Raw genomic sequence first — 20,493 nt, forward strand, 5'->3', positions numbered from 1 at the left:
TCCTTCCAGGCTGGTGCGTGGTTCAGGGTGCTGCTGCAGGTCTCAGTCGTCGTACGGCGGAGGCTCACCGCCGGTGCTGGCCGACCGGTACGCCGCCTCGACGACCGCCATCGTGCGGAAGACGTCCTCGACGGAGGTCGGGAGCGACGGGATGGATCCCTCGAGGTGGCGCTGGAGGACGCTCATCGACCCGATGAACGCGTCGGGGAACCAGGATCCCTCGAACGGCACCGGCCGCCAGCCCTCGTCGAGCCGGTCGTCGGTGACCAGGTCGAGCCGGTCCTCCCCGCCTCGCGGGTAGTCCAGCAGGAGGCCCATCTGGGCGCGGATCGCGCCCTTCGTGCCCTCCCACTTGATGTAGCTCTCCTCGTGGCGCTCACCGAAGTGGTGGTCGTGGTTGGTCGAGACCACCACCCGGATCGGGCGACCGCTGTAGTGGAGCGCGATGTCGGAGCGACTGTTGGCGTGGCTCTTCGCCGGGTGCTCCACGGTCACGGCGGAGACGCCGGTGGGGTCGCCGAGGAACGACCGCACCAGGTCGAGGTAGTGGATGCTGTGCATGTTGATCTCGAGCCGGTCGAGGTCGAGGACGTAGGGGAACATCTCCCAGGGCGTGTTGACCGAGACCCGGATCTCGAGGTCGTACAGCTCCCCGATCGTGCCGGCGGCGATGAGCTCTCGCGCGGCCGCGACGTACGGCGCGAAGCGGAGCTGGGTGTTGACCGCGGCCACGAGACCCTTGCGGCGACAGGCCTCCCGGGTTCGCACCCCGTCGGCGAGGTGGTTGCCGAGCGGCTTCTGCAGCAGCACGGCCGCGCCGTCGGGGAGCTGCTCCAGGACGGGGATGTGCGCCTCGGGCGGGAGCGCCACGTCGTACACCGCGTCGTCCGGCGCCGCGGCGACGGCCTCGGCGACGTCGGTGTAGGTCGCGGGGACGCCGTACTCCCGCGCGAGCTCCTTCGCCCGCTCGGGCCGGAGGTCGGTGATGCTGACGACCTCGAAGCCCGCCTTCGCGTACGCCGGCAGATGGGCGTCGCGCACAATGCCGCCCGCGCCGACCAGCACGATCGGGCGCGGCCGCTCCGGCAGCGCGAGCGCGTAGCCCGGGTGCGGGTGCAGCTCGGCCAGGTCGTAGCCGGTCATCAGCCCTTCACCGCCCCCACGGTCTCACCGCGGATGAGGTAGCGCTGGGCGCACAGGAAGACCAGCAGCAGCGGCAGCATCGACAGGAACGTCGCGAGCGCGAGCTGCGGCATGTAGAGCTTGACGTCCAGGCCGGCCGCGACCGTCGGGTTGAAGAGCGGGCTCGCCCCGATGAGCTGCTGCAGGCCGATCGGCAGCGTGTTGTTGTCCTGGTTGGACGACAGCAGCGCGAGCGGCAGGAAGAAGTTGGTCCAGTTGGCGACGAACGCGAAGAAGCCGACGAGCACGACTGCCTGCTTGGAGATCGGTACGCCGATCCGCCAGAAGATCGAGACCTCGCCGAGCCCGTCGATGCGGGCCGCCTCCACCAGCTCGCGGGGCATGGTGGTCATGAAGTGGATGTAGGAGAGGTACACGCCGAACGGGAAGAAGCCCATGATCAGGGCCACCGGCCAGAGCTCACCCACGGCGCCGACGGCGTTGACCTCCAGGAAGAGCGGGATCACCAGCACCGTGTTCGGCATGACCATGGTGACCAGCGTGATCAGCAGGATCACGCGGCGCAGCCGGAACCGCAGGCGGGCCATGGCGTAGCCCGCCGGCAGCGCCGCGATCAGGGCGAGCAGGGCGCCGCCACCGGCCACCGCGATGGAGTTGAGCATCCAGCGCGTGAACAGGCCGCCGTCCGGCCCGAAGCCGTTCACCTGGGACCAGCTGTACTGGGCGTTGCTCCACGAGACGTCGCCGAGACCGAGGAAGCCGCCGGTGCCGGCGTCGACGCCCTCGTTGGACCGGAACGCCATCGCGATGAACCCGACGATCGGGAAGATGAAGATCGCCGCGACGAAGAGCATGGTGACGACGCGGGCCAACCGGCCGACGCTCCAGCTCTCGACGCCCCGGCGCCGGCCGTTCCGACCGGGCTTCGCCGTCGCCTCGACTGCGACCTGGGCCATCAGTGCTCCTCCTCGCCGAAGAGACCGCTGCGGAAGACGATGAGGAGTCCGATCGCGAGCGTGATCACCAGGAGGATCAGCGACATCGCGGCCGCGGCGGGGAAGTTGTAGTTGCTGAACGCGAACGCGTAGCCGAGCTGCGTGGGCGTCCACTGGTCGGGCAGCGCATTGCTCGACACCTGGTCGAGCAGCTGGGGCTCGAGGAAGAGCTGGAAGCCGTACGCGAGGTTCATCAGCGCGGCGTAGCCCACCCAGGGCCGGATGATCGGCAGCTTCACGTGCCACGCGAGCTGCCACGCGCTCGCGCCGTCGAGGCTCGCGGCCTCGAGCACCTCGTCGGAGATCCCGTTGAGGCCGCCGTTGACGACGATGATCCAGGAGCCGACGCCCTGGAAGAACATCATCGCGGCGAGGATCAGGGGGAGGTGGTTGGGCGACGCGACCGCCTGCTTGATGGTGTCGATGCCGAGCGCGTGCCAGAAGCCCTCGATCGGGGACTGGCTCGGGTTGAGCAGGTAGACCCAGAGGACCAGGTTCGCGATGCCGGCGAGCGCGCCGGGGATGTAGTAGACGAAGCGCATCGTCGAGCCGAATCGGCCCGGGCTGGCGTGGATCAGGAGGGCCAGGCCGACGATCCCGAGCATCATGATCGGCAGCCAGATCAGCAGCGTGGCGAACACGTTCATGAACGTGTCGACGAAGCGGTAGTCCTCGATCACCGTGCGGAAGCTGTCGACGCCGCCGAAGCCGGTCGACGGGTCGAGCGGCGTGGGCGCCTTCTGCAGCGACGTCTTGATCGCGTAGCCGACCGGGATGATGCCGCCGATCAGGAGCAGGATGATGTACGGCGTCATCAGGGTCCATGCGCCACGGACCTCGCTGCCGCGGGACATCGCCTTGCGTCGCGGTCGTCGGCCCTTCTGGGGCGGCGCGGGCGGCGCGCTGATGGCGCGCTCCTCGGTCAGCCCGGTCGTCATCGTCGACTCCTCATGCTCGTGCGTGCGGGGCGGGGCCGGGCCGCGGATCGCGCGGCCCGGCCCGTCAGGCGCTCCGCTACTTGATCGTGTAGCCCATCGCCTTGGCCTGGTTGTTCAGCTCACTGTCGAACTTCGACCAGGCGTCGTCCATGCTCTGGCCGTCGACGAGCGCCGGGGCCATCGTCTCCGTCCAGACGCTGCCGGTGTTGTAGAGCATGTACGCGTGGTCCGGCTGGACGTAGCCGATCGCCGACTTCATCGCCGCGAACGTCGTGTCGTTGTCGGCGAAGTAGTCGGCCTTGGCCTGCTTGGCTGCCCACGCGTCCTGGACCGGGCCGTACGCCGGCAGACCGGTCGAGAGCTCGACCTGCCAGGCCGGGTCGGTGGCGACGAACTTCGCGAAGGTCAGCGTGTTCTCCAGCTGCTTGCCGGTGATGTGGTTCGAGACGCCCCACAGGCCGCCACCCTCGTTGCCCGTGGCGGGCTCGCTCTCGCCCTCCCAGGCCAGCGGCTCGACCGCGGTCATCTGGCCGGCCGGGATCTTCCAGGTCTGGTTGAAGAGGTAGTCACCCCACCAGGCTGCACCGGGGCTCATCACGAGGTTCTTGCCGACCTTCGCGGCATCGGCGTCGAAGATGCCGAGCGTCGAGACGGCCTTGCCGTCGACGAGCGTCGAGAGCAGGTCCTTGGCGCGCGTGCAGGTCGAGTCGTCGAGGTCGATGTGCACCTCGGTCTCCGACTGACGGGCGTTGGTGGGGCAACCCGACGCCCACAGGTAGCGGTCGGGCGCGTAGGCGTCGCCGACGAAGCCGCTGATCTTGTCGGGGTGCTCCTCGGAGATCTGAACCGCGAGGTCGGCGTACTCCTCCCACGTGGTGGGCGGCTCGTAGCCGTTGTCGTCGAAGAACTTCTTGTTGTACCAGAACACGTCCGGCGCGGCGTCGTTGCGCAGGCAGCGGATCTGGCCGTCGATGTTGCAGGGCGCGATGACGGCGTCCTCGTAGCCCTCGATGACGTCGGGCAGCTGGTCCGTCAGGTCGGCGGCGTAGTTGATCTGCGCGCCGGTGGCCCAGGCGATGTCGTCGTTCGACGGGAAGAAGATCGCGTCCGGCCAGCCCTTGCCGGCCTCGTTGAACTGCGCGAACTGCTGCTGCAGCGACTTGCCACCCACGGTGCCGTCGATCTGGTTGATCGTGATGTCGATCTCCGGGTGCGCCTTCTCGAACGCCTCGGCGGCCGGCACCCGCGGCGGGTCGACCCACACGGTGATGGCACCGCCGGAGTCGGTCTGCTTCGGCGTGTCGGCGGAGGCACCACCGCCGTCGTCACCTCCACAGGCAGCCAGCAGGAACAGCGCTGCCGCGGTCGCGGCAGCGGCGGCAGTGCGCTTCTTCCGAAGGCCGACACTGGGTGACTTCATGGACAAGCTCCTTAGGTTCTTGGTCCCGCGACCGCGGCTCGTGACGTCCGCGACTGCTCAAACGTTAGACCTGCTTGATCAATTGGTCAATCGTTTGACGTGACGGCCTTCACGAGACGGTCCGAGGCGCCCCGATCAGCGCCACGATCGCCGACTCAGCGGCGCTTGATGCGGGCGCTCGACTCGCGGACCACGAGCTCCGGCGAGGGGTCGGTGATGACCTCGTCGGCCATCCGGCCGGTCTCGATCCGGTCGATCACCTGCTTCACCGCGGTGCGTCCCATCGCGTAGAACTGCATGCGCACGGCGGTGAGCGGCGGCCAGGTGTTCTCGGCCGTCCAGGAGTCGTGGACGCACACGACCGAGAGGTCGCGGGGCACGCGGACCTTCATCGCCCGGGCTTCGGCGAGGAGGCCGACGGCCGCGTTGACGTTGGCCACGACGACGGCGGTCGGCCGCGGCTCGAGCTCCATCAGCCGGTGCAGCGCCGACCGGCCGTTGCCCTCGGTGTAGCCGAGACGCGTCTCGTAGCCGGGCAGCACCGGAATGCCGGCGTCCGCCATCGCCTTCTTGTAGCCGACCCGGCGTCGCTTGGCGGTGTACGACCGCGGGAGGCCGTTGGCGAAGGCGATGCGCTCGTGCCCGAGCTCGATCAGGTGCTCTGCCGCGACCCGCGCTCCGGCCTCGTCGTCGAGCGCGACGGATCCGACGTGGCCGGGGTAGGCCGAGTTGATGAGCACGATCGGAGCCTGCGACGCGAGGAGCTCGCCGAGCCCGGCCGGGGGGACGCCGTCGCCCACCTGCACGACCATGCCGTCGACCCTGCCCTCGCCGATCAGGCGGGCGATCACCTCGCCGCCCGGCCGCACGTCGTCGGCGCGTCCGAGCAGGACGGTGTAGTCGTGCGCCGCCGCCTCGTCCTCGGCGCCGTGCATCAGCTCGGTGAAGAGCGCGTTGGTGAGGTCGGGGACCACCAGGCCGATGACCTGGGTCCGCGCCGACTTCAGGGCGCGTCCGGCGAAGTTGGGCCGGTACTGCAGCTCGCGCGCGGCCTCGAAGATCCGCTCGCGGGTCGCGTCGCTCACGCGCGCCGACGGCGCGTTGCTGAGCACCCGCGAGACCGCCGAGATGGACACACCGGCGCGCGCAGCAACGTCTCCCAGGGTGGCCATGCTGCGCAGCCTACTGTCGCGCGACCGCGCGGACGCGCCGTTCTGCACACCCGCGGCGTCGGGCCGGAGGTCGGTCACGAGTCGCCCCCTCCCGCCTCGTCGACGAGCGGGTCGGCCCCGTCCGCGAGGGCGCCCTGCGCGCCCAGTCGGGGCGCGGCGCGCCCGGATGCGAGCACCTCGCCGTCCAGCCGGATGGGGCTGCGCGTGGTGAGCAGCCGCACCGGCTCGTCCTCCGGCGACCGCGGCGGCCGGACGACCTCCTGCGTCATCCCGATCGCCTCGAAGGCGGGGTGCTCGACGAGCTCGTCGAGGGTGAGGACGGGAGCGCACCACACGTCGGCCGCGTCGAGCACACCGAGCCAGTGCTCGGTCGGGGCGGTGCGCAGCACGCTCGCCAGCAGCCGCTCGATCTCCGCGCGGTCCGACCACCACGTGGCCGGGTCGTCGTACGCCGCGAGCTCCGGGCTGTCCAGCAGCCGGCCGAGCAGGTCGACGGGCGCCATCGCGATCGCCAGGTGCTTGTCCGCCGTCGGGTAGATTCCGTACGGCGCGGACAGGTAGGCGTGCGCGGAGTGCGGGCCGCGTCCGGTCGCGACGTCACCGTCGCTGAGCTGCGCCGTGAGGAGCTCGAACTGGAGGTCGAGCATCGCTTCGAGCAGGCTCGTCTCGACCAGGCCGCCCTGCCCGGTGCGCACCTTGCGGACCAGCAGGGCGGTGATGCCCTCGGCCAGGTGGCAGCTCATCAGGTGGTCCGCGATCGCGAGCCCCACGGGCACGGGGCGCTCGGTGGTCGCGCTCACCCACGGGAGGCCGCTGACGGACTGGGCCAGCAGGTCCTGCCCGGGGCGCGTGGCCCACGGCCCGCTGTCGCCGTAGCCGGAGGCGCTGCCGTAGACGAGACCCGGGTTGATCTCCCGGACCGAGGCGGGGTCGAGGCCGATCCGCTCCATGACCCCGGGGCGGAAGTTCTGGATCAGCACGTCCGCGCGGGCGACGAGCGCCTTGACCCGGGCCAGGTCCTCCGGATCCTTGAGGTCGGCGACCACCGCCTCCTTGTTGCGGTTCATCGCGTGGAACGACAGTGTGTCGCCGTCCGCCCAGCGACCGCCGAACGCCAGGGTCCGACCGATCTCGCCGGTGACCGGCCGCTCGACCTTGATGACGCGCGCGCCGAGGTCGGCGAGGCGCAGCGCGGCGACCGGGCCGGCCAGGAACTGGCTGAAGTCCAGCACGACCATGCCGTGCAACGGGAGGTCCCGCGGGTCGAGCATGAGAACCCCCTTCACCCTTGACAGGTGCTCAATCGTTTGCGCAACAATAGGCCCCCGTCGCGTCCGGGGCAACACCGTCCTGGTGGCACGCCGACCAGAGGCGCGGCTCATCCTCGAGGAGCAGCATGCTGACCGCGGCGTACGTCGGAGACCGGACCATGAGCGTGGAGGAGGCCGAGCCGCGACCGCCGAGCCCCGGCGAGGTGCAGGTGGAGGTCGCGTACGTCGGCATCTGCGGCACCGACCTGCACATCCTCCACGGCGCCATGGACGCGCGCGTCACGATGCCCGCGATCATCGGCCACGAGATGTCGGGCCGCGTGGTCGCGCTCGGCGACGGCGTGACCGGGTGGTCGGTGGGCGACCCGGTGACGGTGATGCCGCTCGACTGGGACGGCACCTGCCCGGCCTGCCTCGCGGGCAACGAGCACATCTGCCAGCACCTCGACTTCGTCGGCATCGACTCGCCCGGCGCGCTGCAGGGACGCTGGAACGTGCGCGCGGACCTGCTCGTGCCGCTCCCCGCCGACCTCCCGCTCGATCGTGCGGCGCTCGTCGAGCCGGTCGCTGTCGCGGTCCACGACGTACGCCGCTCGGAGCTGGCCGCCGGGGACCACGTGGTCGTGCTCGGCGGCGGGCCGATCGGCGTCCTGATCGCCGTCGTCGCCCGCGACGCCGGTGCCACGGTCCTGGTGTCCGAGCCCGACGCCGGCCGGCGCGCGATGGTCGACAAGCTCGGCATCGAGGCCGTCGACCCCTCGGCGACCGATCTGGTCGCCGAGGTCGAGTCGCGCACCGGCGGTGCCGGCGCGGACGTGGTCTTCGAGGTCTCCGGCGCCGCTCCGGCGGTGCTCGCGGCGACGTCGGTGGCGAAGGTCCGGGGCACCGTCGTGGTCGTGGCGATCCACCCGAAGCCCACGCCCGTCGACCTCCAGCGCGTCTTCTGGCGCGAGCTGCGCCTGCTCGGCGCCCGGGTCTACCAGCGCACGGACTTCGAGCGCGCCGTCGAGCTCGTCGCGAGCGGGGTCGTGCCGGCCGACGACCTCATCACGGAGATCGTCGGCATCGACCGGGTCGCCGACGCGTTCTCGGCGCTCGAGGCCGGCCAGGCCATGAAGGTGCTCGTCGACTGCCAGGGGGTCCGGGCATGAGCGCGTCTCCCTTCGACCTGACCGGACGGCTCGCGGTCGTCACCGGCGCGCGTCGCGGGATCGGTCGCGCCATGGCCGAGGCGCTGGCCGCAGCAGGTGCCGACGTGATCGGTGTCAGCGCCCAGCTGGAGGACGACAGCGAGGTCGGCGCGGCGGTCACCGCGCTCGGCCGGACCTTCGAGGCCGTGCGGTGCGACTTCGCCGACCCCGCGGCCGTGGCCGAGCTCGGCCGGACGCTCGCGCAGCGCGCCCCCGACATCCTCGTCAACAACGCCGGGACGATCCGCCGGCAGCCGGCGGCCGAGCACGCGCGGGAGCTGTGGGACGAGGTCATCCAGGTGAACCTCTCGTCCCAGTTCAGCCTCACCCAGGCGCTGGCGGGTCCGATGCTGGAGCGCGGCTCCGGCAAGGTGGTGTTCACGGCCTCGCTGCTGAGCTTCCAGGGCGGCATCAACGTGCCCGGCTACACCGCGTCGAAGTCCGGGATCGCCGGCCTCACCAAGGCGCTCGCCAACGAGTGGGCGCCGCGTGGCGTCAACGTCAACGCGATCGCCCCGGGCTACATCGCCACCGACAACACGCAGGCCCTGCAGGACGACCCGGACCGGTCCCGCTCGATCCTCGAGCGGATCCCCGCGGGTCGCTGGGGGCGCGCCTCGGACCTGGCCGGCGCCACGGTCTTCCTGTGCAGCGCGGCGTCCGACTACGTCGACGGCGTCGTGCTCCCGGTCGACGGCGGCTGGCTCGGGCGGTGACCGGGTTCCGGGACCTGCTCGCGCGTGACCGCGCGCTGCCGCTGCTGACGCCGCGCCGCCCCGACGACGCCGTCGCGGCGGCCGCGGCGCTCGCGGCGGCCGGCCTCGGCACGCTCGAGGTCGCGCTGCGCAGCGAGGCCGCACTGGAGGCCCTCGCCGCCGCCGCGAGCGGTCCCGTGCTGGTCGGCGCCGGCACGGTGCGGCGGGTCGACCAGGTCGACGAGGTCGTGGCCGCCGGGGCCCGGTTCGTCGTCACACCCGGCTTCCACGCGCAGGTCGTCGAGCGCTGCCTGGAGCTCGAGGTCCCGGTCCTGCCGGGGATCGCGTCTCCCGGCGAGGCGATGGCCGCGATGGAGCTCGGGCTCGACGCGGTCAAGCTCTTCCCGGCCGCACAGCTGGGCGGACCGGCCGTGGTCCGGGCGCTCGCCGGGCCGTTCCCCGACCTGCGCGTCGTGCCCAGTGGCGGCGTGACGCGCGACGACGCGGCGGACTACCTGGCGCTGCCCACCGTGCTGGCCGTGAGCGGCAGCTGGATCCTGGAGGACCTGACGTGACCGGGCTGCTCACCTTCGGCGAGACGCTGGCGCTCGCCTCCTCGACCACGCCCGGCAACCTCGCCCAGGCCACCACGCTCGACCTCGGCATCGGGGGCGCGGAGAGCAACGTCGCGATCGGCGTACGCCGCCTCGGCGGACGGGCGACCTGGGTCGGCCGGGTGGGGGCGGACTCCCTCGGCACGCGCGTGGTGCGCGAGCTCCGGGCGGAGGACGTCGACGCGCGCGCCCTGGTCGACGACGCCGCGCCCACGGCCCTGATGATCAAGGAGCGCCGCACCACGGAGGCCGGGAAGGTCTGGTACTACCGCACGGGCAGCGCGGGCAGCCGCCTCTCGTCGGGCGACCTGCCCGAGGAGCTGGTGGCAGCGGCCGGCGTCCTGCACCTCACGGGGATCACGCCTGCCCTCTCGGACACCGCCCTCGCCGCGACACGGCACGCTGTGGCGACCGCCACCGCTGCTCGGGTGCCGATCTCCTTCGACGTCAACCACAGGCTCGCCCTCTGGCGCGGGCGCGACGCCGCCCCGACGTACGCCGAGCTCGCCCGCGCCGCCGCGGTCGTCTTCGCCGGCGAGGACGAGGCCCGCCTCCTGACGGGCTGCCGGACCGACGAGCCGGACGAGCTGCTGGCGGCCCTCGCCGCCGCGTCCGGCGGCGACGCGGTCCTCAAGCTCGGTGCGGACGGGTGCCTCGCGCGCATCGACGACGTCACGCATCGCGTGCCGGCCGTGCCGGTCACCGTCGTCGACACGGTCGGGGCGGGCGACGCGTTCGTCGCCGGCTACCTCGCCGAGCTGTTGCTGGACCGACCCGCCGACGAGCGGCTCGCCACCGCCGTCCGCTGTGGCGCGCTCGCGTGTGCGAGCAGCGGCGACTGGGAGGGGCTCCCGACGAGGGCCGATCTCTCCCTCCTCGACGGCGGCGAGTCCGTCACACGCTAGGGCCGCCGATGCGCGCCTCGGCGGCCTCCCAGTCGAGGCCGCTGCGCGGCTCGTAGCGGCGCACGTCGTGGGTACGACGGATCAGCGCGCGCATCGCGGCCAGGTCGGGCAGGTCGGCGCCGAGGGCGCGCGCCTGCACGAGGCCGTTGCCGAGAGCGGCGGCCTCCGCCGGCCCGGCGAGCACCGGCACGCCGAGCGCGTCGGCCGTCAGCTGGCAGAGCAGCTCGTTCTGCGACCCACCGCCGACGACGTGCACGACGTCGACGTCCCGGCCGGCGAGCGCGGCCGCCTGCCGGACGTTGCGCCGGTAGGCGAGCGCGAGGCTGTCCAGGATGGTGCGCGTGATCGTCACCGGGCCGCGCGGGACGGGCTCGCCGGCCTCCTGCGCCAGCTCCTGGATGCGCGCGGGCAGGTCGCCCGGGGCCAGCAGTCGCGGGTCGTTGATGTCGACCACGGTCGCCAGCGGCGGCGCCGCGGCGGCGCCGGCGAGCAGGGAGGGCAGCGTCACGTCGCGCAGCCGCCGGTCGGCCCACGTGCGCAGCGACTCCGAGAGCACCCACAGCCCCATGACGTTCTTGAGGAAGCGGATCGTGCCGTCGACGCCGGTCTCGTTGGTGAAGTCGGCAGCGCGGGCGTCGGCCGAGAGCACCGGAGCATCGAGCTCGAGCCCGACCAGAGACCAGGTGCCGGAGGAGATGTACGCGAACGACTCCTCCCCCGCCGGGACGCCGACCACCGCCGACGCGGTGTCGTGGGACCCGACCGAGACGACCGGCACGCCGGGCACCCCGACGTACTCCGCGACCTCGTCCAGCACCGGGCCCACCACGTCACCCGGCTCGCGCAGCGGGGGCAGGATCGACCACGGCAGGCCGACGCGCTTCGCCAGGTCGAGGGACCAGTCCCCGGTCCGCACGTCGTAGAGACCGGTCGTGGAGGCGTTGGTGCGCTCGGCGCCGGCCTCGCCGGTCAGCCAGTAGGTCAGCAGGTCGGGCAGCAGCAGCATCCGCTCGGCCGCCTCCATCGCGGGCGAGCCGAGCTCGGACACGAGCTGGTAGACGGTGTTGAACGGCAGCTGCTGCAGCCCCGTCACGTCGTACAGCTCGGCGTCGGAGACCAGCTCGCGCACCCGCGCGGGCACGCCGTCGGTGCGGCGGTCCCGGTGGCTGCGTGGGTTCGCCAGCAGCTGTCCGTGGCGGTCGAGCAGGCCGTAGTCGACGGCCCACGAGTCGATGCCGATGCCGTGCAGCCGCCCGGTGCGGGCGACCTCGCGGATGCCGGTCAGCACCTCGCGGTGGATGCCGAGCACGTCCCAGAAGAGGGACCCGCGCACCGGAACACCGCCGTTGGGGAACCGGTGCAGCTCCTCCAGGTGCAGTGTCCGTGCGCCGACCCGGCACGCCATCACCCGGCCGCTGGTGGCGCCCAGGTCGACGGCGGCGACGCGGATCGGCTCAGACATGGAGCCCACCCGCTGGTCGAGCAGCGAGCGCCAGCGAGCGTCGTCGAGACCCCCGCAGGCAAGGCAGCGCGTCAGCTGCGGGGGTCTCGACAAGCTCGACCAACGTGGGGCTCGTCATCGCAGGAACGCCGCCGCAACTCCCGCGTCGACCGGGATGTGCAGGCCGGTGGTGTGGCTGAGCTCGTCGGAGCAGAGCACGAAGACCGCGTTGGCGATGTTCTCCGGCAGCACCTCGCGCTTGAGGATCGTGCGCTGCGCGTAGAACTTGCCCAGGTCCTTCTCCTTCACGCCGTAGACCGCGGCGCGGTTGGCGCCCCAGCCGCTGGCGAAGATGCCGGAGCCCTGCACGACGCCGTCCGGGTTGACGCCGTTGACCTTGATGCCGTGCTCGCCGAGCTCGGCGGCCAGCAGCCGCACCTGGTGGGCCTGGTCGGCCTTCGCCGCGCCGTAAGCGACGTTGTTGGGGCCGGCGAAGAGCGAGTTCTTCGACGAGATGTAGACGATGTCGCCGCCCATCCCCTGGTCGATCATCGCCTTCGCGGCGGCCTTCGAGACCAGGAACGAGCCCTTGGCCATCACGTCGTGCTGCAGGTCCCAGTCCTTCTCGGTGGTCTCGAGCAGCGAGCGCGAGAGCGAGAGGCCGGCGTTGTTGACGACCAGGTCGACGCCACCGAACGCCAGGACCGCCGCGTCGACCATCGCCTGCACGGCGTCGGCGCTCGACACGTCGACCTGCACGCCGACGGCGACGTCGGTCGAGCCGATCTCGGCTGCGGCGGCCTGGGCCTTCTCCAGCGACAGGTCGGCGATGACGACGCAGGCGCCCTCCGCCGCTAGCTTCTCCGCGGTCGCCTTGCCGATGCCGGACGCGGCGCCGGTGACCAGCGCGACGCGGGTGGCGAGCGGCTTCGGCTTCGGCATCCGCTGGAGCTTGGCCTCCTCCAGCGCCCAGTACTCGATGCGGAACTTCTCCGACTCGTCGATCGGCGCGTACGTCGAGAGGCCCTCGGCGCCCCGCATCACGTTGATCGCGTTGACGTAGAACTCGCCGGCGACGCGGGCGGTCTGCTTGTTGGCGCCGTACGAGAACATGCCGACGCCGGGCACCAAGATGATCAGCGGGTCGGCGCCGCGCATCGCGGGCGAGCCCTTCACCTTGTTGCGTTCGTAGTAGCCGGCGTAGTCGGCGCGGTAGGCCTCGTGCAGCTCGGCGACTCGGGCCTTGACCTTCTCCAGCGGCGCGTCCGCCGGGAGGTCGACGACCATCGGCTTCACCTTGGTGCGCAGGAAGTGGTCGGGGCACGACGTGCCGAGCTCGGCGAGACGCGGGTGGTTGCGGCTGGCGAGGAAGTCGAGCACGACCTTGTCGTCGGTGAAGTGGCCGACCACAGGCCGGTCCTGAGACGCGACGCCGCGCAGCGTCGGGGCGAGCTCGGCGGCGCGGGCGCGGCGCTTGGCGGGGCTCAGCGGCTCCCACTTCCTCACGCGGGCACCGAACGGGTTCTTCCTCGAGTTCGCCTTGATGTACTTCTCGGCGGTGCGGATGATCCAGAGCGAGTTCTTCTCGCACTTCGCACTGGTCTCGCCCCAGGCGGTGATGCCGTGGCCGCCGAGGATGCAGCCGATCGCCTGCGGGTTCTGCTCCTTGATCGCGGCGATGTCGAGGCCGAGCTGGAAGCCCGGGCGGCGCCACGGCACCCACACGACCTTGTCGCCGAAGATCTTCTGCGTGAGCTCCTCACCGTCGGCGGCGGTCGCGATCGCGATGCCGCTGTCGGGGTGCAGGTGGTCGACGTGCGGCGCGTCGACGAGGCCGTGCATGGCGGTGTCGATCGACGGGGCGGCGCCGCCCTTGCCGTGCAGGCAGTAGTCGAACGCCGCCACCATCTCGTCCTCGCGGGCGACGCCCGGGTAGACGTCGACGAGCGCGCGCATCCGGTCGAGCCGCAGTACGGCGAGGCCGGACTCCTTCAGGGTGCCGAGGTCGCCACCGGAGCCCTTCACCCAGAGCAGCTCGACCGGCTCACCGGTGACCGGGTCGGTCTCGGTGCCCTTGGCGGAGGTGTTGCCCCCGGCGTAGTTGGTGTTCTTCGGATCCGCGCCCAGTCGGTTGGACCGGGCGATCAGCTCCTGCGGCGTGCTCACGTTCAGCTCCATCCTGCCTGCGTCCCGCCCACGCGGTCCGCCTCGATCTGCTCCTGGTAGCCGCTCTCGAGGTAGGCCCGCATCGGGTTCGCGGGCAGCCCCCGGCCCTCGCGCCACGTGGCGAGGTCGGCGCGGACGTCGGTGTAGAAGGCGTCCATGAAGATCTCGTTGGCCAGCAGGACGTCGCCGTCCTCCTGCGCCTTCGCGAGTGCGTCCCGGTCGACGAGCAGCGCGCGCGCCGTCATCTCCTGGACGTTGAGCACCGACCGGATCTGGCCGGGGATCTTCTTCTCGATGTTGTGGCACTGGTCGAGCATGTAGGCCACGTCGCTGTCCGGTCCGAACGCGCCGCCGCGGATGCACTCGAAGAGGATGCGGAAGAGCTGGAACGGGTCCGCCGCACCGACGATGAGGTCATCGTCGGCGTAGAAGCGGCTGTTGAAGTCGAACGAGCCGAGCTTCCCGAGCCGGACCAGCTGGGCGACGATGAACTCGATGTTGGTGCCCGGCGCGTGGTGGCCGGTGTCGAGGCAGACCAGGGCGCGGTCGCCGAGCGCGGCGACCTGCGTGTACGCCGTACCCCAGTCCGGGACGTCGGTGTGGTAGAACGCCGGCTCGAAGAACTTGTACTCGAGCACCAGCCGCTGGTCGTCCGACAGCCGCTCGTAGATGGTGCGAAGGCTCTCGGCGAGGCGGTCCTGGCGGCCGCGCAGGTCGGCCTGACCCGGGTAGTTCGAGCCCTCGGCGAGCCAGATCTTCAGGTCGCGCGAGCCGGTCGCGTCCATCACGTCGATGCACTCGAAGTGGTGGTCGATCGCCTTCTGCCGGATCTTCCGGTCCGTGTGGGTCAGGGCGCCGAGCTTGTAGTCGTCGTCCTGGAACGTGTTGGAGTTGATCGTGCCGAGACGGATGCCGAGGTCCTCGGCGTACGTGCGCAGCGCGGTGTAGTCGTCGTGGAGGTCCCACGGGATGTGCAGGGCGACCGACGGCGCGAGACCCGTGAACCGGTGCACGGTCGCGGCGTCGGCGACCTTCTCCTCGACCGTGCGCGGGGTGCCGGGGGTGCCGAAGACCTTGAACCGGGTGCCGGAGTTGCCGTACGCCCACGAGGGCACCTCGATCGCCTGGCCCTCCAGCAGCGGGGCGATCTCGCTGAACGTCTTCATGTCACGTCACTTCTCTTGAGTCGGTGCGAGCTGGTCCTCGAGGTGGAAGACCTCCTCGAGCAGCAGGAGGCCCTCGTCGGGGGCACGGCCGTCGAGCTCCTCGAAGAACTCGGACATCTCGGCCTGCCAGCGGGAGTTGACCTCCGTGCGGGCCATCGCGGCCTGCGCCTCCGCGATCGAGGACGGCGTCTCGACGTAGCCGATCAGCAGGCCGTCGTCGCGGAGGAAGAGTGAGTAGTTGTGCCACCCGGTCTCGTGCAGGGCACGGAGCATGTCCGGCCAGACCGCGGCGTGCCGGGCCTTGTACTCCTCGATCCGGTCAGGCTTGACCTGGAGCTGGAAGCAGGCGCGAGGCATGACCGGGCCTTCCTTTTCGTGGGTGTGTTTCGACTTCCGGTGGTCGAGCTTGTCGAGACCCCCGCACCTGAGGCAGGCGCGGAAGTCACCGGTCTCGACACGCGGGTCACGGCTTCGCAAGCTCAGCCGTGCCGCTTGCTCGACCACCATCAGCGAGTCCGCTGGCGCGTCCTCGCTAAAAGTCGAAGTCGTCGATGTTGGACTTGTCGAAGACGAACGGGTCGCCGAGCAGCACGCTGCCGTCGGCGTCGACGGTGAACTCACCGAGCCGGCCGGCCTCGAAGGTGTCGCCCTCCTCGCCGGAGATGTCGCCGTCGACGAGCGCCTTGGCGGCGAACGCCGAGAGGTAGCCGAGGTCGCCCGGGTTCCACAGGGCGAACGCGGTGACGGTGCCGTCCTTGACGTACTCACGCATCTGGTTCGGCGTACCGAGGCCGGTCAGCGCGACCTTGCCCTTGAAGTCGGAGGTCGACAGGTAGCGCGCCGCAGCGGCGATGCCGACGGTGGTCGGCGAGATGATGCCCTTGAGGTTCGGGTGCGACTGCAGCAGCGCGGCGGTCTTGTCGAACGACGTCTGGTCGTCGTCGTCGCCGTAGACGGTGTCGACGAGCTCGATGTCGGGGTGGTTCGCGGCGAGCTCCTCCTCCATCATCTTGATCCACGCGTTCTGGTTGGTCGCGTTCGCCGCGGCCGACAGGATCGCGATCTCGCCGGCGTCGCCGATCTGCTCGGCGATCAGGTCGACCTGGGCCTTCGCGATGCCCTCGGCCGAGGCCTGGTTGACGAACAGGTCGCGGCACTCCGGGTTGGTGTCGGAGTCGAAGGTGACGACGGTGGTGCCGGCGTCACGCGCCTCGTTCAGCGCGTCGCAGATCGCCTCGGGGTCGTTGGCGGACACGACGAGGGCGTTCACGCCCTGCTGCGCGGCGGTGTTGATGAACTGGACCTGCGCGTCGGGCGACGCCGTGTCGGGGCCGACCTCGTCGAAGGTGCCGCCGAACTCGTCGACGGCCTCCTGGCCACCGGCACTGCTGGTGTCGAAGTAGGGGTTGCCGAGGTTCTTCGGCAGGAACGTCACGGTCGTGGCGTCGCCGCCGCCGTCACCGCCGCCGCCCTCGCTGCCGCCGTCGTCGTCACTGCCGCAGGCGGTCAGCGCCAGGCTGGCGACGAGCGTCACCGCAGCCAGGGCGGAGAGCCGCCGGTTCCGGATCTTCATGGTGCTCACCTTTCGTTGGTGCTTTCACTGGCAGCGGCCGTACGTCGGCGCTGGCCGTCTCCCGAGCCTGTTGTCGATCCACGCAGGGCTCCTCGGCCGCGCCGGGCCCACAGGGCGTGCGCCCAGCCGAGGAGGGTCGTGGAGATCACCGAGAGCACCAGCAGCGCTCCGATGACGATGTTGATCTTGTTGACCGTCTGGTTCTCCAGCCGCATCGAGCTGGAGATGACGCCGATGAGGACGACGCCCGCGATGACGCCGTGCAGGGCACCGCGGCCGCCGAAGATCGAGACGCCGCCGAGCAGCACCGCCGCGATCACCTGGAGCTCGAGCCCGTTGGCGTTGTCGCCCCGGGCGCTGCCGAAGCGCAGCGTGAAGTAGATGCCGGCGAAGGCGGACACGGCGCCGGCCATCACGAACAGCAGGAGCTTGGTGCGCTCGACGTCCACGCCGCTGAAGTGCGCGGCCTCGTCGTTGAGCCCGATCTCGTAGACACCGCGGCCGAAGTTCGAGAAGTGCAGCAGCCAGGTGAAGAGGACGAGCAGGACCACGAAGGGGATGAGGATCATCGGGTAGCTGGAGCCGTCGCCGAAGATCCGCTCCTTGGCCAGGTCGGTCCACTTGTCGGGGAAGTCGGTGATCGCCTTCGTGCCGAGCAGGCCCTGCGCGATGCCCCGGTAGAGCGCCAGCGTGCCGATGGTCACCGCGAGCGACGGCAGCCCGACGTACGCCACGAGGAAGCCGTTGAACGCGCCGCAGACCGCGCCCACCACGATCGCCGCCAGCGCCGCGGCGGGCAGCGACCAGCCGGCGTCGGCGTGCAGGACGCCGACCAGCGCGCTCGACAGGCCCATGACGCTCGCGACCGACAGGTCGATCTCGCCGGTGATGATCACGAGCGTCATCGGCAGCGCGATCAGCAGGATCGGGGCGATGTCGAGGAAGAGGTAGTAGAGCGTCAGCGGGCCGTCGAAGTTCGGCACGTTGCCGTAGGAGTAGAAGTACACCGCCACGAGCAGCGCGATCACCGCGAACTCGCGGGTCAGCAGCACCCGCCGCCACAGCGGCTTCGAGTACGCCGGGTAGGTGCGGGTCGCCGGGGCCTCCGGCCGGTCCAGGAGGGTGCTCATCTGGCGCTCCTCATCTCTTCGCGGGCGGCCACGAGCCGGCGTTCCTGACGTGCGGCGAACACCCGGTCGAGCACGACCGCGGCGATGATCAGCGCGCCGACGACGGCCCGCTGCCAGAAGTCCGAGATGCCGACCACGGGGAGCGCCCGATTGATCGTCACCAGCAGGAAGGCGCCGATGGCGGCGCCCCACACGGTGCCGGAGCCGCCGAAGATCGCGACGCCTCCGATGACCGCGGCGCCGACGGCCTGGAGCTCCATGCCGAGACCGGCGCCGGAGCTGACCGTGCCGTAGCGCGCGGCGTACACGACGCCGGCGAGCCCGGCCAGCGCGCCGCAGAGCACGAATGCACCGACGATGCGCCGGGTGACCGGGAGGCCGCAGAGCACGGCCGCGTCGGGGTCGGAGCCGATCGCGTAGAGCTCGCGACCGCCGCGGGCGGTGTAGAGGTAGTAGCCGACGGCCGCCAGCACCACCAGGCCGACGAGGGTCAGCACCGGGATGGTGAGGACGGTCTTCGTGCCGAGCGCGAGGAAGTCCTTGGGCATGTCGCCGGCGTTGATCCGGTCACTGCCGGCCCAGGTGAGGAAGATGCCGCGGTAGATGTAGAGCGTGCCGAGCGTGATGACCAGCGCCGGCACCTTGAAGAAGGCGACGAGTGCGCCGTTCACCAGGCCGAGCACGGCGCCGAAGAGCACGCCGAGCACGACCACCGCCACGATCGGCAGTCCGGGGTGGTCGCTGAAGAGCCGGCCGGTGAAGTACGCCGTGAGGCCGAGGATCGATCCGACGGACAGGTCGACGTTGCGGGTGATGATCACGACGGTCTGCCCGGCCGCGAGGATCAGCAGCAGCGCAGGGGTGAGCAGCAGGTCGCGCCAGCCGTCGCTGCTGAACAGGAAGCTCGGGCTCTTGATGGTGGTCAGCGCGATCACGAGGACGAGCACGGCCGCGACCGAGATCTCGCGGGAGCGCAGCAGGCCCCCGAGGATGCGCCGGGTCGGCGAGACCGCGCTCGGCTCGACGAGAAGGGTGTCGCTCATGCCGTCGCCTCCTCGACGACGAGGTCGCCGGTGTGGTGGATGGTGGCGGTGGCGGCGTGCATGACCGCCTCCGGCGTGGCCTCGTCCCGCGGGAGCTCCGCGGTGATGCGGCCCTCGCAGACGACGAGCACGCGGTCGGCCATGCCGAGCACCTCGGGGAGCTCGGACGAGATCATCAGGATCGCGAGTCCCTGGCCGGCAAGGTCGGAGAGGAGGCGGTGCACCTCGGCCTTGGTGCCGACGTCGATGCCGCGGGTGGGCTCGTCGATGATCAGCAGCCGCGGCTCGGTGGCCAGCCACTTGGCGAGCACGACCTTCTGCTGGTTGCCGCCGCTCATCGTGGTGGCGTGCATGTCCAGCGCGCTGGTCTTGACCTCGAGTCGTGCGGCCCACGGACCGGCGGCGCGGTTCTCGTCGCGGCTGGTGAGGATCCCGGCGTGGGTGAGCCCACGGCGGATCACGGCGGCGACGTTGCGCGCGACCGAGGCGTCGGTGACCAGGCCCTGCTTGCGCCGGTCCTCCGGGACGAACGCCATGCCGGCCCGGATCGCGGCCCGCGGCGAGCGCGCCGGCACCCGCTTGCCGGCCAGGCGCACCGAGCCTGCGTCGTACCTGTCGACGCCGAAGACGGCCCGGGCGATCTCGCTGCGGCCGGCGCCGACGAGGCCGGCCAGGCCGACGATCTCGCCCGCGCGGACCGAGAAGGAGACGTCGTGGAAGGTGCCCAGCGACGAGAGGCCGTCGACCTCGAGGACGACGTCGCCGATCTCGGCGGGGGTCTTCGGGAAGAGCTCGGCGACCTCGCGGCCGACCATCCGGGAGACGATCTGGGCGACGGAGGTGTCGGCGACCGCGTCGGTGGAGACGTACTCGCCGTCGCGCATCACGGTGACGGTGTCGCAGAGCTCGAAGACCTCGTCGAAACGGTGGGAGATGAAGACCAGCGCCCGGCCCTCGTCGCGCAGCCCGCGGGCGACGGCGAACAGCCGCTCGACCTCGACGCCGGAGAGCGCGGCGGTCGGCTCGTCCATGATCAGCACGCTCGCGTCGAGCGAGATCGCCTTGGCGATCTCGATGATCTGCTGGTCGGCGATCGAGAGCCCCTGGGCAGGGCGGCGCGGGTCGATGTGGACGCCCAGGCCGGCGAAGAGGCGCTCCGCCTCGGCGTACATCGCGGCGCGGTCGATGCGCCGTCCGCGGCCGAGCGGCTGGCGGCCCATGAAGATGTTCTCGGTGACCGAGAGGTCCGGGAAGAGGGTCGGCTCCTGGTAGATGACCGCGACCCCGGCCGCCTTGGACTCGGCGGTCGAGCCGAAGTCGACGTCCTCGCCGTGCAGACGGAGTACGCCGGAGTCGCGGCGGTGCACGCCGGCCACGATCTTCACCAGCGTCGACTTGCCCGCGCCGTTCTCACCGACGAGCGCGTGGATCGACCCGGGCCGGACCGCGAGGCTGCCGGAGCGCAGCGCGGCGACGGTGCCGAACGACTTCGCGACGTCGCGCAGCTCGAGGGCGATGTCCTCGGGCATCGGTGCTCCATTCGTGATTGAAAGGTTTCAAATCAGTTGCCGCCAACGTAGGTGACTGCCGTCACAGGCGTCAAGGACCTTGCAGGAATCTCTTGGTCACGG

At 71.2% G+C, this 20,493-nt stretch carries 18 protein-coding genes; 4 read left to right on the forward strand and 14 right to left on the reverse strand.

Annotated features, from left to right (window positions below):
- Positions 1-42: 42 nt before the first annotated feature.
- The 6 genes from ACFQQI_RS22880 to ACFQQI_RS22905 form a co-directional block, all read right to left on the reverse strand.
- Positions 43-1,143 carry a Gfo/Idh/MocA family protein gene (locus ACFQQI_RS22880; protein WP_378568911.1) on the reverse strand — a complete coding sequence of 367 codons (1,101 nt, stop codon included), beginning with the start codon at positions 1,141-1,143 and terminating at the stop codon, positions 43-45.
- Entirely contained in the window at positions 1,143-2,099 is a 957-nt protein-coding gene (locus tag ACFQQI_RS22885) for a carbohydrate ABC transporter permease (RefSeq protein ID WP_378568912.1), read from the reverse strand. Before ACFQQI_RS22885 ends, ACFQQI_RS22880 begins: the two co-directional genes overlap by 1 nt.
- The gene (locus ACFQQI_RS22890) at positions 2,099-3,076 is read right to left on the reverse strand and encodes a carbohydrate ABC transporter permease (RefSeq protein WP_378568913.1); all 978 of its coding nucleotides are present in this window, start codon (positions 3,074-3,076) and stop codon (positions 2,099-2,101) included. Before ACFQQI_RS22890 ends, ACFQQI_RS22885 begins: the two co-directional genes overlap by 1 nt.
- Positions 3,077-3,152: 76 nt before the next feature.
- Entirely contained in the window at positions 3,153-4,496 is a 1,344-nt protein-coding gene (locus tag ACFQQI_RS22895; protein ID WP_378568914.1) for an ABC transporter substrate-binding protein, read from the reverse strand.
- A gap of 155 nt (positions 4,497-4,651) precedes the next feature.
- Entirely contained in the window at positions 4,652-5,668 is a 1,017-nt protein-coding gene (locus ACFQQI_RS22900; protein ID WP_378568915.1) for a LacI family DNA-binding transcriptional regulator, read from the reverse strand.
- Between the two features lie 74 nt (positions 5,669-5,742).
- Positions 5,743-6,939, reverse strand: a complete 1,197-nt coding sequence (locus tag ACFQQI_RS22905; protein ID WP_378568916.1) for a CaiB/BaiF CoA transferase family protein — start codon at positions 6,937-6,939, stop codon at positions 5,743-5,745.
- Between the two features lie 125 nt (positions 6,940-7,064).
- On the opposite strand from ACFQQI_RS22905, the gene ACFQQI_RS22910 reads away from it, so the two are divergent.
- The 4 genes from ACFQQI_RS22910 to ACFQQI_RS22925 are packed head-to-tail and all read left to right on the forward strand — an operon-like array spanning position 7,065 to position 10,343.
- Positions 7,065-8,090: a zinc-binding dehydrogenase gene (locus tag ACFQQI_RS22910; RefSeq protein ID WP_378568917.1), complete on the forward strand. Its 1,026-nt coding sequence runs from the start codon at positions 7,065-7,067 to the stop codon at positions 8,088-8,090.
- Positions 8,087-8,845 carry an SDR family oxidoreductase gene (locus tag ACFQQI_RS22915; RefSeq protein ID WP_378568918.1) on the forward strand — a complete coding sequence of 253 codons (759 nt, stop codon included), beginning with the start codon at positions 8,087-8,089 and terminating at the stop codon, positions 8,843-8,845. Before ACFQQI_RS22910 ends, ACFQQI_RS22915 begins: the two co-directional genes overlap by 4 nt.
- Positions 8,842-9,399 carry a bifunctional 4-hydroxy-2-oxoglutarate aldolase/2-dehydro-3-deoxy-phosphogluconate aldolase gene (locus tag ACFQQI_RS22920; protein WP_378568919.1) on the forward strand — a complete coding sequence of 186 codons (558 nt, stop codon included), beginning with the start codon at positions 8,842-8,844 and terminating at the stop codon, positions 9,397-9,399. Before ACFQQI_RS22915 ends, ACFQQI_RS22920 begins: the two co-directional genes overlap by 4 nt.
- Entirely contained in the window at positions 9,396-10,343 is a 948-nt protein-coding gene (locus ACFQQI_RS22925; protein WP_378568920.1) for a sugar kinase, read from the forward strand. The genes ACFQQI_RS22920 and ACFQQI_RS22925 overlap by 4 nt, the downstream gene beginning before the upstream one ends.
- Here ACFQQI_RS22925 and ACFQQI_RS22930 read toward each other — a convergent pair.
- The 8 genes from ACFQQI_RS22930 to ACFQQI_RS22965 all read right to left on the reverse strand — a co-directional run bounded on the left by ACFQQI_RS22930 (position 10,333) and on the right by ACFQQI_RS22965 (position 20,391).
- Positions 10,333-11,805 (reverse strand): rhamnulokinase family protein, encoded by a 1,473-nt coding sequence (locus tag ACFQQI_RS22930; RefSeq protein ID WP_378568921.1) that lies wholly within the window; start codon positions 11,803-11,805, stop codon positions 10,333-10,335. The two genes, ACFQQI_RS22925 and ACFQQI_RS22930, sit on opposite strands and share 11 nt — an antisense overlap.
- A gap of 114 nt (positions 11,806-11,919) precedes the next feature.
- Entirely contained in the window at positions 11,920-13,950 is a 2,031-nt protein-coding gene (locus ACFQQI_RS22935; protein WP_378568922.1) for a bifunctional aldolase/short-chain dehydrogenase, read from the reverse strand.
- A 2-nt stretch (positions 13,951-13,952) separates the two neighbouring features.
- Positions 13,953-15,116, reverse strand: coding sequence for an L-rhamnose isomerase (gene rhaI / locus ACFQQI_RS22940; RefSeq protein ID WP_378568923.1), 1,164 nt, complete (start codon positions 15,114-15,116; stop codon positions 13,953-13,955).
- Positions 15,117-15,122: 6 nt separating this feature from the next.
- Positions 15,123-15,473: an L-rhamnose mutarotase gene (locus tag ACFQQI_RS22945; protein ID WP_378568924.1), complete on the reverse strand. Its 351-nt coding sequence runs from the start codon at positions 15,471-15,473 to the stop codon at positions 15,123-15,125.
- A gap of 175 nt (positions 15,474-15,648) precedes the next feature.
- Positions 15,649-16,689 carry a rhamnose ABC transporter substrate-binding protein gene (rhaS, locus tag ACFQQI_RS22950; RefSeq protein ID WP_378568925.1) on the reverse strand — a complete coding sequence of 347 codons (1,041 nt, stop codon included), beginning with the start codon at positions 16,687-16,689 and terminating at the stop codon, positions 15,649-15,651.
- A gap of 5 nt (positions 16,690-16,694) precedes the next feature.
- Entirely contained in the window at positions 16,695-17,819 is a 1,125-nt protein-coding gene (locus ACFQQI_RS22955; protein WP_378568926.1) for an ABC transporter permease, read from the reverse strand.
- Entirely contained in the window at positions 17,816-18,862 is a 1,047-nt protein-coding gene (locus ACFQQI_RS22960; protein ID WP_378568927.1) for an ABC transporter permease, read from the reverse strand. The genes ACFQQI_RS22955 and ACFQQI_RS22960 overlap by 4 nt, the downstream gene beginning before the upstream one ends.
- A complete protein-coding gene (locus ACFQQI_RS22965) occupies positions 18,859-20,391 on the reverse strand; it encodes a sugar ABC transporter ATP-binding protein (RefSeq protein WP_378568928.1) in 1,533 nt (510 codons plus the stop codon). The genes ACFQQI_RS22960 and ACFQQI_RS22965 overlap by 4 nt, the downstream gene beginning before the upstream one ends.
- Positions 20,392-20,493 lie beyond the last annotated feature (102 nt).

The sequence above is a fragment of the Nocardioides sp. GCM10030259 genome (assembly GCF_042666375.1).
In the GTDB taxonomy this organism is placed as follows: domain Bacteria; phylum Actinomycetota; class Actinomycetes; order Propionibacteriales; family Nocardioidaceae; genus Nocardioides.